The 16,748-nt window shown below is 72.9% G+C and carries 13 protein-coding genes; 6 read left to right on the top strand and 7 right to left on the bottom strand.

From position 1 onward, the window contains the following. Nucleotides 1-48: 48 nt before the first annotated feature. On the bottom strand, nucleotides 49-1,674 hold the full coding sequence (locus ACWD0J_RS23685) for a peptidoglycan-binding protein (RefSeq protein WP_451497808.1): 1,626 nt from the start codon (nucleotides 1,672-1,674) through the stop codon (nucleotides 49-51). 159 nt (nucleotides 1,675-1,833) lie between these two features. Between ACWD0J_RS23685 and ACWD0J_RS23690 the strand changes: the two genes are divergently transcribed. Further along, nucleotides 1,834-3,900 (top strand): DHA2 family efflux MFS transporter permease subunit, encoded by a 2,067-nt coding sequence (locus ACWD0J_RS23690; RefSeq protein WP_451497809.1) that lies wholly within the window; start codon nucleotides 1,834-1,836, stop codon nucleotides 3,898-3,900. Here ACWD0J_RS23690 and ACWD0J_RS23695 read toward each other — a convergent pair. Then, on the bottom strand, nucleotides 3,893-4,396 hold the full coding sequence (locus ACWD0J_RS23695; RefSeq protein WP_451497810.1) for a GNAT family N-acetyltransferase: 504 nt from the start codon (nucleotides 4,394-4,396) through the stop codon (nucleotides 3,893-3,895). The genes ACWD0J_RS23690 and ACWD0J_RS23695 overlap by 8 nt on opposite strands. A gap of 500 nt (nucleotides 4,397-4,896) precedes the next feature. On the opposite strand from ACWD0J_RS23695, the gene ACWD0J_RS23700 reads away from it, so the two are divergent. Continuing rightward, on the top strand, nucleotides 4,897-5,610 hold the full coding sequence (locus ACWD0J_RS23700; protein ID WP_451497811.1) for a hypothetical protein: 714 nt from the start codon (nucleotides 4,897-4,899) through the stop codon (nucleotides 5,608-5,610). Between the two features lie 5 nt (nucleotides 5,611-5,615). Next, nucleotides 5,616-6,455 carry a hypothetical protein gene (locus ACWD0J_RS23705; RefSeq protein WP_451497812.1) on the top strand — a complete coding sequence of 280 codons (840 nt, stop codon included), beginning with the start codon at nucleotides 5,616-5,618 and terminating at the stop codon, nucleotides 6,453-6,455. Nucleotides 6,456-6,577: 122 nt separating this feature from the next. Here ACWD0J_RS23705 and ACWD0J_RS23710 read toward each other — a convergent pair whose 3' ends face one another. Continuing rightward, nucleotides 6,578-7,015, bottom strand: coding sequence for a DnaJ family domain-containing protein (locus tag ACWD0J_RS23710; RefSeq protein WP_451497813.1), 438 nt, complete (start codon nucleotides 7,013-7,015; stop codon nucleotides 6,578-6,580). Between the two features lie 89 nt (nucleotides 7,016-7,104). Here ACWD0J_RS23710 and ACWD0J_RS23715 point away from each other — a divergent pair, with 89 nt between their 5' ends. Next, nucleotides 7,105-7,497, top strand: coding sequence for a hypothetical protein (locus ACWD0J_RS23715; RefSeq protein ID WP_451497814.1), 393 nt, complete (start codon nucleotides 7,105-7,107; stop codon nucleotides 7,495-7,497). A 9-nt stretch (nucleotides 7,498-7,506) separates the two neighbouring features. Here the strand turns inward: ACWD0J_RS23715 and ACWD0J_RS23720 are convergent, their stop codons facing one another. Together ACWD0J_RS23720 and proP are read right to left on the bottom strand one after the other, a co-directional pair. Then, on the bottom strand, nucleotides 7,507-8,178 hold the full coding sequence (locus ACWD0J_RS23720; protein WP_451497815.1) for an O-methyltransferase: 672 nt from the start codon (nucleotides 8,176-8,178) through the stop codon (nucleotides 7,507-7,509). A gap of 114 nt (nucleotides 8,179-8,292) precedes the next feature. Further along, a complete protein-coding gene (proP, locus tag ACWD0J_RS23725) occupies nucleotides 8,293-9,684 on the bottom strand; it encodes a glycine betaine/L-proline transporter ProP (RefSeq protein WP_451497816.1) in 1,392 nt (463 codons plus the stop codon). A 386-nt stretch (nucleotides 9,685-10,070) separates the two neighbouring features. On the opposite strand from proP, the gene ACWD0J_RS23730 reads away from it, so the two are divergent. Then, nucleotides 10,071-12,119: a bifunctional glycosyltransferase 87/phosphatase PAP2 family protein gene (locus ACWD0J_RS23730; RefSeq protein WP_451497817.1), complete on the top strand. Its 2,049-nt coding sequence runs from the start codon at nucleotides 10,071-10,073 to the stop codon at nucleotides 12,117-12,119. Here ACWD0J_RS23730 and ACWD0J_RS23735 read toward each other — a convergent pair. Next, nucleotides 12,076-13,701, bottom strand: a complete 1,626-nt coding sequence (locus ACWD0J_RS23735; protein WP_451497818.1) for a hypothetical protein — start codon at nucleotides 13,699-13,701, stop codon at nucleotides 12,076-12,078. The genes ACWD0J_RS23730 and ACWD0J_RS23735 overlap by 44 nt on opposite strands. A gap of 222 nt (nucleotides 13,702-13,923) precedes the next feature. Then, a complete protein-coding gene (locus ACWD0J_RS23740; RefSeq protein ID WP_451497819.1) occupies nucleotides 13,924-15,159 on the bottom strand; it encodes a cytochrome P450 in 1,236 nt (411 codons plus the stop codon). A gap of 205 nt (nucleotides 15,160-15,364) precedes the next feature. Between ACWD0J_RS23740 and ACWD0J_RS23745 the strand changes: the two genes are divergently transcribed. Next, nucleotides 15,365-16,534 carry a steroid 3-ketoacyl-CoA thiolase gene (locus tag ACWD0J_RS23745; RefSeq protein ID WP_451497820.1) on the top strand — a complete coding sequence of 390 codons (1,170 nt, stop codon included), beginning with the start codon at nucleotides 15,365-15,367 and terminating at the stop codon, nucleotides 16,532-16,534. Nucleotides 16,535-16,748: the final 214 nt, after the last annotated feature.

Genomic DNA, 16,748 nt, shown 5'->3' on the forward strand with positions numbered 1-16,748 from the left:
CCGGGCGGACCGGGCGGATGACGTGCCGTCGGCCGCGCTCGCGCAGCGCTACGGCTCCGACGTCTCCGCCTCCAGGGAGGCCCGGGTCTTCTGGTCGTAGACGCCGAGGTTGTCGGTGCCGACGTTGCGGGACCACTGGTAGTTGCGCAGGGCGCTCTCGACCTGGTCGGTGAAGTCGCCGTCGATCTCGCCGTTGTAGAGGAACAGCTGGTGCAGGCGCTCCTGCAGTTCGGTGACCTCGGGGCCCTGGTCGCCGCGGCGCAGGGCGGGAGAGTTCCGGTCGTCGTTCTCGGCCCCGTCCGCGGAGCCCGCGCCGGAGCCGTCGGCGGCGGCACTCGTCGCGCTCCTCGTCGGCTCGGCCGACTCCGACGGGCTCGGTGAGGCGCCGGCCGCGGACGCCGAGGGGGACGAGGAGGGCGAAGGGCTCGCGCTGGACGGAGACGGAGAGGCGGACGTCGGCGACGCCGACGCGCTCGGCGTGGCCGGGGACACGGACGCCGCGCTGGGCGAGGTGTCCGGGACGGCCGCCCGTACGTCCTGCGGCGGCGCCCCCTCCCGCGCGGGCGTCTCATAGGTGAACAGCCCGCCCGCGAACCCGGCCGCCGCCACCACCGCGACGACGGCCCCGCTCGCGGCGACGAGCACGCCCCGCCGCCGGCCCGGCCGACGCTCCTCCCCGTCCGGCCGGGACGGAGCGACCGCGCCCGCGCCGCCACCCGGCTCGAACATCCGCAGGTCGGTGACGCTGGGGACGGTCGCCGAGGGTGCCAGGGGGGTCGGCAGGACGGAGGTCACGTCGGCGGGCGGTGTCACATGGGCGGGCGGTGCCACGTCGCCGGATGGGCCGGCCGCGGACGGAACGGGAGCGGCGTCGCTTGTGGCGGGCAGCACGGTGGTCGCGTCGAGTGCGCCCGGGGTGCCGGCCGTGTGGGCGACGGGGTGCGCGCGGGGTGCGTGTGGCGCGGAGGGTGCGCCGGGCGCGTCCGCGGCGGGCGGTACGGGGGTACGGGGCGTCGCGCCCGGTGCGGCTGGTCCGCCTGGTGGGACCGGTGCGCCCGGCGCCCTCGGTGCGTCCGCTGGGCGTGGCGCGTGGGCTCCTCGGCCTGAGACGGGCGGCGTCGCGTCCGTGACCGGCAGCGGGGCAGTGGCGTCAGAGGCCCCAAGGGCTTCAGGGGCTTCAGGGGCTTCAGGGGCGGACGGTGCCGGGGTCGGGCGGGCCGTGCCGGGCGTGTCGGCCGCGTCCACGGTGGGCAGCACGACGGTGGCGTCCACGTCGGACACACCGGCAGGCGTGGCAGGCGTGGCTGGCGTTCCGGGGGAGGCGGCGGCGCGCGCCCCGGCAGCCGCGTCCACGGCGGGCAGAGCCATGGTCGCGTCCCCGTCGGGCCCGCCCGCGGGCGGGGCGGTGAGCCGCTCGGCAGGGGCCGCGGTACCCGGTGTCCCGGTGGCGCCCTCGCGCACCCCCTCCGACCCCGGCCCGGACCCCGGCTGCGGCTCCAGCTCCACGTAAGGCCGTATCCGCAGCGGATCGAAGTCCTCCGCCGCGGCCGCCTCCGCCGTGCGGGCGTCGCGCAGGGCGTCGGACGCTCGCTGGGTGCAGCCGCAGGACGGGGTGTTGTCGGCTCCCCTGGGCGTTCCGCACTCCGGGCACAGGTGCCCCTTCGGCTCGTTCATGTGTTCGTCCCTCCCCTCGCGAACTTCAGAGATTATGCAGATCTCCTCCACATCGTCGCCCGCGAGCCCCCGGAACCACGGCTTCCGGCAGGAATCAACAGGCCATAAATGGTCACACCGACCACGATGGAAGCTGCGACGCGACCTACGGAGGTCTTCATGGCAGGGGACACCCACGCCAAGACGGCGAATGCGGGGGATGCGCGGGACGCGCGGGGAGAGCGGGACGGGCACGTGCCGGGCAACGTGCTCGTCCCCATCGGCGCCCTGCTCCTCGGGATGCTGCTCGCCGCGCTCGACCAGACCATCGTGTCGACCGCGCTGCCCACGATCGTCAGCGAACTCGGCGGCATGGAGCACCTGTCCTGGGTGGTCACCGCGTACATGCTGGCCTCGACCGCCGCGACCCCGCTGTGGGGCAAGCTCGGCGACCAGTACGGGCGCAAGCGGCTGTTCCAGATCGCGATCGTGATCTTCCTCGTCGGCTCGGCGCTGTGCGGCGCCGCGCAGGACATGTCACAGCTGATCGCGTTCCGGGCCCTCCAGGGCCTCGGCGGCGGCGGGCTGATGGTGCTGTCCATGGCGATCGTCGGCGACCTCGTCCCGCCACGTGAACGCGGCCGCTACCAGGGGCTCTTCGGTGCCGTGTTCGGGGCGACCAGCGTCCTGGGCCCGCTCCTCGGCGGGTTGTTCACCCAGCATCTGAGCTGGCGCTGGGTCTTCTACATCAACCTGCCGATCGGCGTCGTCGCCCTGGCCGTGATCGCCGTCTTCCTGCGCATCCCGAGCAAGTCCACACGTCACGTCATCGACTACCTGGGCACGTTCCTGATCGCGTCCGTCGCCACCTGCCTGGTGCTGGTGGCCTCCCTCGGCGGCACCACCTGGGACTGGGGCTCGGCGCGGATCATCGGCCTGGCGGTGCTGGGCGTCGTCCTCGCCGTCGCGTTCGTGGCCGTCGAACGGCGGGCCGCCGAACCCGTCCTGCCGCTCTCGCTGTTCCGGATCCGCACCTTCACCCTCTCCGCCGTCATCAGCTTCATCGTCGGTTTCGCGATGTTCGGCGCGATGACCTACCTGCCGACCTTCCTCCAGGTCGTCCACGGCGTCAGCCCGACCATGTCCGGCGTGCACATGCTGCCGATGGTGTTCGGCCTGCTGCTGTCGTCGACGCTCTCCGGCCAGATCGTCAGCCGCACCGGCCGCTGGAAGGTGTTCCCGGTCGCGGGCACCGGCGTGACCGCGCTCGGCCTGCTCCTGCTCCACCAGCTCGACGAACGCAGCTCCACCGCCGAGATGAGCGGCTGCTTCTTCGTCTTCGGCCTCGGCCTCGGCCTGGTCATGCAGGTTCTCGTCCTCATCGTGCAGAACGCCGTGTCGTACGAGGATCTCGGCGTCGCCACCTCCGGCGCGACCTTCTTCCGGTCCATCGGGGCCTCCTTCGGCGTCGCCCTCTTCGGCACGGTCTTCGCGAGCCGGCTGGGCGAGAAACTGACCGACGCCTTCCAGGGCACCCGGCTCCCGCCCGGCGTCTCGGTGGACGCGCTGGAGTCCGACCCGCGCGGCATCGCCGCCCTGCCGGCCGCGCTGCGCCCGCCGGCGCTGCACGCGTACGCGTCGTCGATCACCGACGTGTTCCTGTACGCCGCTCCCGTCGCCCTCCTCGGCTTCGTGCTCGCCTGGTTCCTGAGGGAGGACCGGCTGCGCGGCTCGGTCACCGCCCCGGACATCACCGAGACGCTCGCCAGCAACCCGGTGCAGCGGTCGTCGTACGACGAGGTGTGCCGCGCGCTGTCCGTGCTCGGCACCCGGGAGGGCCGGCGCGAGATCTACCGGGAGATCACCGAACGGGCGGGCTACGACCTGCTGCCCGCGGCGAGCTGGCTGCTGCTGCGGATCAAGAAGTACGGGTCGGCGGAACCCGGCGTGCTCGCCGAGCGCAGCACCGTCCCGCTGACCGTAATCATCGAGGCCGCCCGGCAGGTCGAGGAGCGGCGGCTGGCCGAGCGCCGGGGGCTCGACCTGGTGCTGACCGCCCGGGGGAGCGAGGTCGCCGAGCGGCTCGCCCAGGCCCGTGAGGAGTCACTGGCCGCACTCCTCGGCGACTGGTGGGGCCCGGACCGGCCGACGGACCTGATCCAGCTGGTGAAGGACCTGAACGGCGAGCTGTGCGGCTCGGAGCGGGAGCGCCCGCACGACGGGCGGGCGGTGACCCGGCTCAGCTGAGGCTCTTGCGGAACCAGTGCTCGGCGTAGGGGCTGTCGTTGTACGGCCCGGTCTCCTCGTAGCCGAGCCGCGCGTACAGGGCGCGGGCCTCCACCAGGTCGCCGCGGGTGTCGAGGACCATCCGGGTGGCGCCCAGGGCGCGCGCCTCGTCCTCCGCCGCCCGGACGAGGAGCGCGGCCCCGCCCTTGCCGCGCATCGCCTCGTCCACGAACACCCGGGTCAGCTCGGCGGTCCCGCGCTCCAGCAGCCGTACGCCCGCGCTGCCGGCCGGGGCGCCGTCGTACCGGCCGACCAGCAAGCAGCCGCCCGGCGGGGTGAGTTCGGCTCCCGGCCGGGCGGCGATCTCCCGCTCCAGCTCGTCCGGGGCGGTCCGGTGTCCCTCGTGCAGGAGGTACCAGCGGTCGCTGACCTCCGTGTAGTACGCCCGCCAGAGCGCGGCGGCGACGGGGGAGTCGAAGGGCTCCGGGGCGATGGTCCAGCTCGTCATGGGGGCCATTCTGGGGAGGGCGCCTACCGGGCCCGCAACCGGATATGCGTGGCCTCCGGCAGTCCAGCAGGTGGTGCCGGTGCCGACCACGGCACCCGGCCGCCCGTTCCGCTCCGTGGGCGGCGTGTCGTCGGGGCCGGTCGGCACGCTCTCCGTGCCCAGCATCCGGCGGAACGTCCGCAGCCCGCACACCCACTGGTGCGGCCGCTCCCCGCCCGTCCCCAGCGGGTGCTCGCGCCCCGGGCCGGGTCCCCCTGGGCGTCTCCCGTACCGGCGTGACGACCGGGGGCGGCGTCGGGAACGGCGGTGCCGGCCTGTCCGGTGTGGTGCGGGGCGGGTGGTGCGGGGGCGTGTCACGACGGTGTGCGGGGCGGCCGGACAGCGCCTGCTGGCGCCCTGGCGCGTCCGCCCCCGGCCCCGCACCAGTTTGGCGGCCGACTTCGGGGCAACCCGTTCGGAGAACCGGCCCGCACGGAGAGCCGGTTGGGTCGAAAACCCGGAAGGCACTCATGTCCACTGGCGTGATCATCGCTTTGATCGTGATCGTGGCGGCCGTCCTCATCATCGCGGCCGTCCTGGCCCTGCGGACCCGGCGCGGGTCCGGCGGGCAGAACCTGAAGCGACGCTTCGGGCCCGAGTACGACCGGGTGGTGGCCCGGCACGACGGGGACGAAAAAGCCGCCGAGCGTGAGCTCGCCGAGCGCGTGGAGCGGCACGGGTCGCTGCGCGCACGGCCGCTGGAGCCGGCGCAGCGTGAGCAGTACGAGGCCCGCTGGACGGCCGCCCAGGAGCGCTTCGTCGACTCGCCCCGGGAGGCCGTGGCCGAGGCGGACCGGCTGCTCGCCGAGCTGGCCGGTGTGCGGGGCTTCCCGGACGGCGCCCAGTACGAGGAGCAGGTCGCCGCGCTGTCGGTGCACCACCCGCACCATGTGCACGGCTACCGGCGCGTGCACCGCGTCGCCCGCGCGAGCGTCGGCTCCGAGCAGAACGGCGACGGGCGGGCCGGCACCGAGGAGATGCGCGAGGCCATGGTCGAGGCCCGGGCCCTGTTCGAGGACCTGGTGAGCCCGGCCCGGCACGACAACCACCGGGACCACCGAGCCGGCTCCGGGGAGTCCGCGGAACCGCTCGAACGGTCCGACGGCGGTACGGCACCGTCCCGCGGGGACGGCCGCGCCCATCTGCCGCGAGGTCTCACCAGGCGCCACGTGAAGGGGAGTTGAGCGACATGACGGACGCGACGACCGGCTCGGGAACCGAGGGCGCCCCGCGTGACGGAAAGCCGAGGGGCAGGGCGACACGCCCCGCGACACCCCCGGGGCACGACCCGTTGACGGACCCTCCGACGGCCACCCCGCACGGCGAGCCGTCCGAGGGCCCGATGACCACGGCCCGCGACACGGACGCCCCGGCCGAGCGGGGCGGCAGGACGTCGTCGGGCGGCACGGCAGCCGACGGCGGCGCCGCGCGGGGGCGTGAGCCGGGGACGAGCGGTGGTGCGGTCCCGGGCCACGACACCTCGCGCGGCGGACGGGACGGCACCGGCGGACTCGGCGGCGAGACCGCCTCCGGCCGCGACAGCGCCGCGAACCCGGCGAACAGCGCGCACACCGCGGATCCGGCGGCGCCCCGCGACGCGTCGGGCGGCACGCATGCCGACCCGGCCGCCGGAGCGCGCGGCCGTGAGGAGACAGCCCTGACCGGCAGCGGAACCGGTAGAGGAACCGGTGGTGGAACCGGAACCGGCGGTGCCCAAAAGCAGCAGAGCCACGGCAGTGGTCTCCTCCCTCGGGACGAGTGCGACAAACTCTCGCAGCGTCTCCAGCACGCCGTCGCCGGATTCGTGGACGGCCCGCGGGACGCCGTGGCGGAGGCCGATCACGTGCTGGAGGAGGCCGCCGCCCGCCTCACCGAGGCCGTGACCCAGCGCCGCCGTACCCTGCGCACCTCCTGGCAGGCCACCGACGACGGGAACACGGGCAAGCCCGCCACCAGCGCCGACACCGAGCAACTCCGCCTCGCCCTGCGGGACTACCGCGAGCTGGCGGACCGCCTCCTGCGCATGTAGAGGCAAGCAGGCAGACCGACAGGGGTGCGCCCGGGATCTTCCCCGATCTCGGGCGCACCCCTGTCGGTCCTGGCGGTCGTTCTCGGCGGTCGGTGCCGGCCGTCTGGTCACGTCACCGCCGCTCAGCCGTCCCCCTCCGCCTCCCCGCGCTCCCGGCGCTCCTCCCCGCGCTCCCGCCACTGTCGTACGACGTCCTCGACGTCGTACGGCTTCATGCCGAGCGGGGGGCCGGGCGGTGGCTTGAACATGACGTCGCGGATCTTGACGTTGATGTCCTCGACGAGCTTGCGAGCGAGTCGTTCGGTGGGTGCGCGCAGGGCCGCCGCGAGGGTGTCCTCGGCCTCCTTGCGCAGGGCCAGCGTCGGCGGCAGCACCGAGAGCCCTTCACGGGCCATCTTCCGCTTGATCCACCACAGTTCGTCGTACGTCGTGTCGGTGCCCGAGGGCAACGGCTTTCCGGCGCCCGGGAGCCGGGCGAACTCGCCGCGCCGCTCGGCGTCGCGGATCTGCTTCTCCGCCCAGGACTCGAACGGAACACCGGGTGGCTTTCGCTCGGTCATGAGTCCATTGTGCCGGACGGGTCGGGGCCGGGCGATTTATCATGCGGCGGCTGTGTAAGGACACTTCAGGCACTTCAGAAGGAGCGCACGTGCTCGAACTCACCATGGCCGCCGTCTCCGCGGCGGACTCGGGCGCCACGGCCGGCATGCATATGGCCGACTCGCCCAGTGACCCGGGTGCCGTGCTGCGGGTGGGCCGGGACACGTCGGTGTGCCGGCTCTCGACGCCCGACGACTGGCTGTTCGTCTCCCGGGTGCACCTGGAGTTCCTGTGCGGCCCGCAGGGCACCTGGCAGGTGACCTGGCTGCAGGGCTCCCAGCCCGACCCGTCCTCCGAGGTCCGGCTGACCGTCGGCGCGTACGCGCAGACGCTCCCCTACGGCGGTACGGTCCCGCTGCCCCGGGGCGGCAGCGGCGAGATCATCATCCAGGACCGCACCGCTCCGCGCAGCGTCAACGTCGGCTTCTACCACGAGGAGTGAACGCGGGGCTCAGGCCAGCACCCGGGCCAGCGCGAAGCCGTCGTAGCCCTTGTCGCCCACCGTCTGGATCGCCGTGCCGCTCAACCGGGGGTGCTTGCCGATGAGTTCGATGGCGGTCCGGGTGCCCTGGACGTCCGGCGCGGTGCTGCCGGCGTCGGCCACCCGGCCGCCGCGCACGACGTTGTCGACGACGATCAGGCTGCCGGCGCGGGTGAGCCGCAGCGCCCACTCCACGTAGTGCGGGTTGTTGCCCTTGTCGGCGTCGATGAAGACCAGGTCGAAGGGGGGCGGGTTCTCGTCGGCCAGTTCCGGCAGCGACTCCAGGGCCGGACCCACCCGCACCTCGACCCGTGTGTCGAGGCCCGCGCGGGCGATGTTGCGGGTGGCGACCTCGGCGTGCCGGGGGCTGTACTCCAGCGTGACCAGGCGGCCGTCGGCGGGCAGCGCGCGGGCCAGCCAGATGGTGCTGTAGCCGCCGAGGGTGCCGATCTCCAGGATGGTGCGGGCGCCCTGGATCTCGGCGAGCAGCTGGAGGAACTTGCCCTGGGGTGCCGTGACGGCGACGTGCGGGAGTCCGGCGGCCTCGCTGTCGCGCACGGCCGCGTCCAGGGCGTCGTCGTTCGGTGAGAGGTGGCTGGTGAAGTACTCGTCGACGTCGTTCCAGCGCTGCGACTCGCTCATGCACCTGTGCCTTTCGTAAGTCTAGTTAGAACTGCTAACTAGCTGTGCTAACGAATATAGTCGCGTGCCGGCCGCCTGTCAGCGGGTACCCCCCGCCGGTTTCAGCCGATCGGCTCAGCGGTTCGCGGCACTCCGCCGGCCCTCTCGGCGCTCCACCGACGGCTCCGACCCCGGCAGTGCCCGCCCCGCGGACTCCGCCATGAACCACACCGCCACTCCGCCGACGACGGCGGCGGCCATCATGTAGTACGCGGGCATCATCAGGTTGCCGGTCGCCCCGATGAGTGCCGTCACCACCAGCGGAGTCGTCCCGCCGAACAAGGACACCGACACGTTGAAGCCGATCGAGAGGGAGCCGTAGCGCACCCGCGTCGGGAACAGCGCCGGCAGCGCGGAGGGCATGGCCGCCGTGAAGCACACCAGCAGCAGCCCCAGCGCGCCCATGCCGAGCGCGACCGTGAGCAGGCCGCCCTGGCGGATCAGCAGCAGCGCCGGGATCGACAGCACCAGGAAGCCCGCGCAGCCCGCCGCGATGACCGGTCGGCGGCCGACGCGGTCGGTGAGGGCGCCGGCGAACGGCTGGACGGTCATCATCAGGACCATCACGCCGAGCACGACCAGCAGGCCGTGCGTCTCGTCGTACCTGAGTTCACTGGTGAGATAGCTCGGCATGTACGACAGCAGCATGTAGTCGGTGACGTTGAAGACCAGCACCAGGCCCACGCACAGCAGCAGCGCCTTCCACTGGCCGGTGACCATCTCGCGCAGCGGCACCTTCGGGCGGTCGGCCCCGGCCTTCGCCACCTCGGCCGCGAACGCGGGGGTCTCCTCCAGGCGTAGCCGCAGATACAGGCCGATGACGCCCATCGGGCCCGCGACCAGGAACGGGATCCGCCAGCCCCAGGACAGCAGGGCGTCCTGTGACAGCACCGCCGTCATCAGGGTGACCAGACCCGCGCCGCCGATGTAACCGGCGAGCGTGCCGAACTCCAGCCAGCTGCCGAAGAAGCCGCGCCGCTTGTCGGGGGCGTACTCGGCGATGAAGGTGGCGGCGCCCGCGTACTCCCCGCCGGTGGAGAAGCCCTGGACCAGCCGGGCGAGCAGGAGCAGCAGGGGCGCGCCGACGCCGATCGAGGCGTACGACGGGATCAGGCCGATGGCGAAGGTGCCCGCGGCCATCATGATCATGGTGAGGGCCAGGACCTTCTGGCGGCCGACGCGGTCACCGAGCGGGCCGAAGACCATGCCGCCCAGCGGCCGGACCAGGAAGGCCGCGGCGAAGGCGCCGAACGTGGAGAGCAGCTGGGCGGTCGGGTCGCCGGACGGGAAGAACACCTTGCCCAGGGTGACCGCGATGTAGCTGTAGACACCGAAGTCGAACCATTCCATCGCGTTGCCCAGCGCGGCGGCCTTCACGGCACGCCGCACGAGCGCGGGATTGGTGACGGTGGCGGTGCCCGGGCCGGGGGCGGAGGACGGGGGAGTGGCGACTGTGGCAGTCGGCAAGGCTTCGCTCGCCTACCTTTCGACGGGGACAGGGACGGGCCTGGCGACAGCGCCGGCGGACAGGCCGAAAAGTGACCATAGGGGCATGTGTCCCGTTCACGGATCGTGAGAGTGTCGATGCGCACGGCACGTAAATGCCGTGTGCGCAGGCCCGTAAGCCCCCGCGGGACCGGTTCCCGCCAGGCCGGTTTGTGATCCTTCTCGCGCCCCGCGGAGGCAGCCGGAGTGTCCGCGGACTATCGTCGTCCGGACAAAAGAAGGAAGGACGTCAGGTGAAGCGGGGGTTGCCCGCGTCTTCCCCGGGGGGCGGAGTGAGCCCCTAGGGTTCGCAGAGCATTCCGGCACATGGGACGCGCGGGACGGACGGGGCGGGAGGCCTACGAGGCGTGGCGAATGCGGAGCACAGCGGGCGACCGGCGGAAGCTCTCGGGGCGACGCCCGCCGGTACGACACAGGCACGCCTGCGCGCCGCACGCCTCGCCCTGTGGCTGGTCGCCGTCCTCCTCGCCGTACGGCAGGTGACGGTCGTCCTCACGACGCCCCGGGGCGAGCGCCTGACGGACCTGGAGACCTGGGTCGGCCCCAACGGCGTCCTGCACGTCAAGGGCTCGCTGTACGACTCGACGCGGTTCACCGGCACCCCCTTCGCCGGCCTGGTGCTGAAACCGCTCACCAGAACCGCCGAGCAGGCCCTCGGCTGGGGCTGGATCTTCGGCACGCTGCTGCTGGTCGTCGCCCTCGGCCTGCTCGCCGCGCGCGCCCTGCCCCAGCCGGTCAGCAGACGCACCTCCCTGCTCGCCGCACCGGTCGCGGTCAGCCTGCTGATGCTGTCGCTGCCGGTGCGCAACACGCTCTGGCTCGGCCAGACCAGCATCATCCCGGTCCTGCTGGTGCTGCTCGGCTGCTTCGCCGTGCGCGGCCAGCGGGCCGGCGGCCTGCTCATCGGCGTCGCGGCGGCCCTGCAGCCCACCGTGCTGCTCTTCGCGCCGCTGCTGTGGTTCACCGGCCGCCGAAGAGCGGCCCTGTCCGCCGGGCTGACGTTCGCCGGGTGCACCGCCGTCGCCTGGGCGGCGATGGCGCACGACTCGTACACGTACTGGGTGCACCACATGGCCGGCACCGGCCTGGGCGGCGCGGCCGACGACCTCGCCAACCAGTCCCTGCACGGCGCCCTGCTCCGGCTCGGACTGTCCGGCCCGCTGGAGATCGCCCTCTTCCTCCTGCTCGGCGCCGCCGTCGCCGCCCTCGGCGTGCGCCGCGCGGTGCGCTACGCCGGTGACGGACAACTGCTGCTCGCCGTCGCGATCACCGGCTGCGCCGCCATCGCCGTCTCGCCGACCACCTGGCAGCACCAGCTGCTGTGGGTGCTGCTCGCGGTCGTCGGCCGGGTCGGCAAGCGGGCCTCGGACCGGCTGGTGTGGCCGGTCGCCGTCGTCCTGGTGATGACGCTGCCCGCGAAGATGATGCTGCCGAACATGACGCCGCTGCTCGTCCTGCGGGACAACGTGGTGCTGCTGGCCGCCGTCGCCGCCGCCACCGCCGTCCCCTTCCTCTCCCGCACCTCGCCGTACTACCGGTCCCCGATCCCGACCGAGTACGCGCCCCCCGTGCCCACCCGCTTCGGACGCGTCCCGCTCCTGCCCTTCCTGCGCCGGGTCCTCACCCGCCCGAACCTGCTGCTGGAACTGCTGCTCATCCGCGTCACGTACGCCGCCTACCAGCAGGTCCGGCTCGCGGCCACCGGCGGCAGCAACTCGGCGGGCCGGGCCGCCGCCGAGCACCACGGCGAACAGATCCTCTCCATCGAGCGTTTCCTGCGCCTCGACATCGAGCACTGGGTCAACCACGCCGTCGTCGGGGTCGGCTGGCTGCGCACCTTCTTCGACTTCTACTACACGTCGTTCCACTTCGTCGTCCCGCTGACCGTCCTCGGACTCCTGTACTGGCGCCGCCCCGTCGACTACCGGTGGGCCCGCGCCTCCCTCGGCCTGACCACTCTGCTGGCCCTGGTCGGTTTCTGGCTCTACCCGCTGGCCCCGCCGCGCCTGATGCCCGGCCTCGGCATCATCGACACTGTGCACGGCGTGCAGGACTTCTCCCAGCCGGACTACGGCACACTGACCGCGCTCACCAACCAGTACGCGGCGATGCCCTCGCTGCACTTCGGCTGGTCCCTGTGGTGCGGACTCGTCATCGCGATCGTCGCGCCCCGATGGTGGATGAAGGGGCTCGGCCTGCTGCATCCGCTCTTCACCGCCTCGGCGATCGTGGCGACCGGCAACCACTGGATCCTGGACGCGGTGGGCGGCGCCGCCGTCGTCGCCGCCGGCTTCGGGCTGTCGTACGTGTTCCAGGGGCCGCGCGCCCGTACGACGGCCCAGGCGGCCGAGGTCAGCAGTCAGCCCGAGCCGGCGAAGGACCGTACTCCGAGCTGATCCGGTACTCGCCCGGCGCGGGCACGGTCAGCCGGGTGAACTCCCCGTCCCGGGTGAGGCAGCCGGCGTCGGCGCGCAGCCACGGCGAGTACACGACCCGCACGGTCACGGAGCCCGCCCGCTCGGTCCTGAGCACCACGTCGGCGCTCGTCGCCCGGACGACCGAGGCGGGCGCGGACACCAGCGGTACCGCGTCGCGCACCCGGAAGATCCGCCAGTGCGCGTCCCGCCACACCGGTTCCAGCCAGGCCGGCCGGTCCTCGCGCACCAGGCGTGCCTCCTCCTCGGCGTATCCGTCGGGCGTGGCGAGGGGCAGGACGACGAAGCCGACCGCCCAGCGGTCCAGCCAGGCCCGGTAGGCCGGGGCCGAGAAGGAACCGTCGTAGAAGAGGCGCCCGCGCTCCATGTCGAGCTGGCGGTTCCAGCCCCGCGCCAGGCTGACGTGCGGGGCGAGCGCGGACGCCTCCCGGTGGTTGCGGGCCGGGACCACCTCGACGCGGGTGCGGTCGGCGCCGAGTCCGCGCAGGGCCTCCACGACGCCGTGGGTGTCGGCGGCCCAGGACGGCACGGTGGTGTAGATCCGCACGTCGTCGGCGGTCTTCTTGCCGACCCACAGGACGGAGAAGACCAGGACGGCGACGAGGGCGCTGCGGCGGACGCGGCTGAGCCGCCGCGTGCTCAGCAGTGCCGCGAGCAGCACCGCGGGCGCGAACAGCTCCGCGAACCGCTCGACGTTCGTGCCGACGGGTGAGGTGATCAGGTACGCGAGGACGGTCCCGGCCGCGTACACGGCGCCGCTCCAGCGCGCGACCCGCCAGCCGCGCGGGGCCAGCGCCGCCACGGCCAGGCCGAGCACCGCCGGAGGCCAGATGCGGGCCGGGGGCATCAACTGCTCGCCGGAGAACGGGAAGAGGAACGAGGTCGCGGCGACGACCAGGGCGGGCGGTGCGAGCAGGACAGCCGCCCGCACCCGGTCCCCCGCGGCGAGGAAGCCCGCTCCCACGACGGCCAGGAACAGGCCCGCCACCGGACTCGCCGCCGTCGCGAGCGCCGCGTACGGCACTGCGAGGGCCACCCGCCGCTCGCGGGTCAGCAGGACGCAGGCGGCGAGTCCGAAGGCGACGCCGAGTGCGAACGTCGTACGCCCCGACACGACGTTGCACCACAGCGCGAGGGAGGCGAGCAGTGCCGGGCCCAGAGGTCTGCGCACCCCGGCGCGGACGACCAGCACGGCGGCCAGCCAGGAGGCGGCGAGCCCGGACACCGCGGTCACCGTCCGCACCCCGAACCCCGCCATCAGATACGGCGATATCAGGCTGTAGTTGGCGGTGTGCGTCCCGCCGTACCAGGAGAGGTTGTACGCCGATCCGCCGTGCCGGGACACGAACCCCGCCCAGGCCTCCTGGGCCGCGAGGTCGCCGCCGCCGGTGGCCAGCGACAGCCACCACACCGCGTACAGCGGCAGGAGGGGCACGGTGGCGAGAAACGGCACCCGGTGGCGTTCCCGGACCGTGTCGAAGAGGCGCCGTCGGCGTGCGGCCGCGTGGTCCGCAGGGACAGGGGACAGCTGGGCAGAGACCACGGTCCGGCGATTCCGTTCGACGTCTGGGGCGCGGGCGGGAAACCGGCACGTGCCGACGGAGTGCGCGCGCCGCGTGGCTGGGACACGGGGGAAGACGTCGGGGTGAACGGAAACGTTCGTTTCTTTTCGGACAGGTGCCGGTTGGGGCGCTCCGGAGCCGCCGGGGACGACCGCCGGGGCGGGCCGACGGCGCGGGACGCCGTCGGCCCGGGAGCGGGCGGGTCAGCCCGTGCTGACGCGGAGTTCCTTCACGCCGTTGATCCAGGCGGAGCGCAGCCGGCGGGGGTCGCCGGCCTGCGTGATGTCCGGTATGGCGTCGGCGATCGCGTGGAAGATCAGGTCGATCTCCAGGACGGCGAGGGACTTGCCGAGGCAGTAGTGCGGGCCGCCGCCGCCGAACCCGAGGTGCGGGTTGGGGTCGCGGGTGATGTCGAAGGTGTCGGGGTTCTCGAAGACCTCGGGGTCGTGGTTGGCGGAGGCGTAGAACAGCCCGACCCGGTCGCCCTTGCGGATCCGCCGGCCGCCGAGTTCGGTGTCCTGGGTGGCCGTGCGCTGGAAGGAGTTGACGGGGGTCGCCCAGCGGACGATCTCCTCCGCCGCCGTCGCCGGGCGCTCCCTCTTGTACAGCTCCCACTGCCCGGGGTGCGTGAGGAAGGCGTGCATGCCGTGGGTGATGGCGTTGCGCGTGGTCTCGTTGCCCGCGACGGCCAGCATCAGCACGAAGAACCCGAACTCGTCCGAGTTGAGGGTCCCCTCGTCCTCGGCCGACACCAGCGTCGTCACGATGTCCTTCGCCGGGCACTGCTTGCGGTCGGCGGCCATGTTCATCGCGTACGCGATGAGTTCGACGGCGGACTCCTGGCCGACCTCCTCGGTGATCGCGTACTCCGGATCGTCGTACGAGATCATCTTGTTGGACCAGTCGAAGATCTTGGTCCGGTCCTCCTGCGGGATGCCGATGAGCTCGGCGATGGCCTGGAGGGGCAGTTCGCAGGCGACCTCGGTGACGAAGTCGAAGGAGCCGGTGCGGGCGCGGGCGTTCGCCGCGATCGTCAGGGCGCGGGAGCGCAGGTTGTCCTCCAGCGCCCGGATGGCCCTCGGTGTGAACACGCGCTGCACGATCTGGCGGACCCGGGTGTGCTCCGGCGGGTCCATGTTGAGCAGGATCAGCCGCTGGGCGTCGATCGCGTCCCGCTCGATGTGCTCGTTGAAGCGGATGATCGCCGTGTTGAGGGACGAGGAGAAGAGCTCCGGATGCGTGGACACGTACTTGACGTCCGCGTGCCGGGTCACGGCCCAGTACCCCTCGTCCTGGAAGCCGGCCAGATTGCTCGTCTGGGGGATCCAGCGGACCGGTTCCGCCCGGCGCAGCTCGGCGAACTCCGGCAGCGGGACGCGGTGTTGCAGTAGGTCGGGGTCGGTGAAGTCGAACCCGTCGGGAAGCGCTGGGCAGGGCATCGGCAACTCACTCCAGCTGGCTGACGGTCCATCAGGTACAGAGCTGCCGTGAAGGTAGTAACGAGTTCTAGAAGTGGCAAGAGACGCGGAGCCCCGAATTGCCTGCACGACCCTTGCGGTTGTGGACGGCCGGTCAGCAGACTGCAAGAAGAACTAGAACACGTACTAGTTCTGATGGATCGTTCGGAGGAGAGGACCCGCACCCATGGCCGCCGAACCCGTGATCGTCGAAGCCGTCCGCACCCCGATCGGCAGGCGCGGTGGCGCGCTCGCCAACCTGCACCCCGCCTACCTGCTGGGCGAGACCTACCGTGAGCTCCTCGGCCGCACCGGCATCCCCGCCGACGCGGTCGAACAGATCGTCGGCGGCACGGTCACCCACGCCGGCGAACAGTCCATGAACCCCGCGCGCACGGCCTGGCTGGCGGTCGGCCTGCCGTACGAGACGGCCGCCACGACGGTCGACGCGCAGTGCGGTTCCTCCCAGCAGGCCTCGCACATGGTCGCCAACATGGTCGCGGCGGGCGTGATCGACGTCGGGATCAGCTGCGGCGTCGAGTCGATGTCGCGGGTGCCGCTGGGGTCGGGGTCGAAGCACGGGCCGGGGAAGCCGTTCCCCGACGAGTGGAACGTGGACCTTCCCAACCAGTTCGAGGCGGCCGAGCGGATCGCCCGCCATCGGGGCCTGACCCGGGAGAACGTCGACTCCCTCGGGCTGATCTCCCAGGAACGGGCCGCCGCGGCCTGGTCCGAGGAGCGGTTCAAGCGGGAGACGTTCGCGGTGCAGGTGCCGACGACCGAGGACGAGCAGGGGGCCGGTCAGGGCATGTGGCGGCTCGTCGACCGGGACGAGGGCCTACGTGACACGTCGATGGAGGCGCTGGCGGGCCTCAAACCGATCATGCCGACGGCCGTCCACACGGCGGGCAACTCGTCGCAGATCAGCGACGGCGCGGCGGCGGTCCTGTGGGCGTCCAAGCGGATGGCGCGCGCCCTGAGACTGCGTCCCCGGGCGCGGATCGTGGCCCAGGCGCTGGTCGGCGCGGACCCCCACTTCCACCTGGACGGGCCGATCGACGCGACGCGGGCGGTGCTGGGAAAGGCGGGCATGTCCCTGAAGGACATCGACCTCGTCGAGATCAACGAGGCCTTCGCGTCCGTGGTGCTGAGCTGGGCCCGGGTCTTCGAGCAGGACCTGGAGAAGGTCAACGTCAACGGCGGCGCCATCGCGCTCGGACACCCGGTGGGGGCCACCGGGGCCCGGCTCATCACCACGGCCCTGCACGAACTGGAGCGCGCTGACCGGGAGTTCGCCCTCATCACCATGTGCGCGGGTGGCGGACTGGCGACCGGGACGATCATCCAGCGGCTGTAGGCGCCCAGCCGCCGACGTCCAGCCGCGCTGCGTTCACGTCCGGCCGGGCTGCGTTCACGTCCGGCCGCGCTGCGTTCACGTCCGGCCGCGGACGGCCGCGCGGCAGGGCGGGGCGGGCGTCTTGACCACGCTCCAGCCGAGGCCGTAGAGCCCGTCGGTGACCCGGTCCTGGGCGCTCACTTCGCCGCCTCGCTCCCCTGGGCCTCCTGGGCCT

It is taken from the genome of Streptomyces sp. NPDC003011, assembly GCF_053591515.1.

Coding starts and splice junctions, on each gene's coding strand:
- ACWD0J_RS23690 (WP_451497809.1), top strand. CDS start 1,834: ATGGCAGGGGACACCCACGCCAAGACGGCGAATGCGGGGGATGCGCGG.
- ACWD0J_RS23745 (WP_451497820.1), top strand. CDS start 15,365: ATGGCCGCCGAACCCGTGATCGTCGAAGCCGTCCGCACCCCGATCGGC.
- ACWD0J_RS23705 (WP_451497812.1), top strand. CDS start 5,616: ATGACGGACGCGACGACCGGCTCGGGAACCGAGGGCGCCCCGCGTGAC.
- ACWD0J_RS23720 (WP_451497815.1), bottom strand. CDS start 8,178: ATGAGCGAGTCGCAGCGCTGGAACGACGTCGACGAGTACTTCACCAGC.
- ACWD0J_RS23695 (WP_451497810.1), bottom strand. CDS start 4,396: ATGGCCCCCATGACGAGCTGGACCATCGCCCCGGAGCCCTTCGACTCC.
- ACWD0J_RS23740 (WP_451497819.1), bottom strand. CDS start 15,159: ATGCCCTGCCCAGCGCTTCCCGACGGGTTCGACTTCACCGACCCCGAC.
- ACWD0J_RS23685 (WP_451497808.1), bottom strand. CDS start 1,674: ATGAACGAGCCGAAGGGGCACCTGTGCCCGGAGTGCGGAACGCCCAGG.
- ACWD0J_RS23710 (WP_451497813.1), bottom strand. CDS start 7,015: ATGACCGAGCGAAAGCCACCCGGTGTTCCGTTCGAGTCCTGGGCGGAG.
- ACWD0J_RS23700 (WP_451497811.1), top strand. CDS start 4,897: ATGTCCACTGGCGTGATCATCGCTTTGATCGTGATCGTGGCGGCCGTC.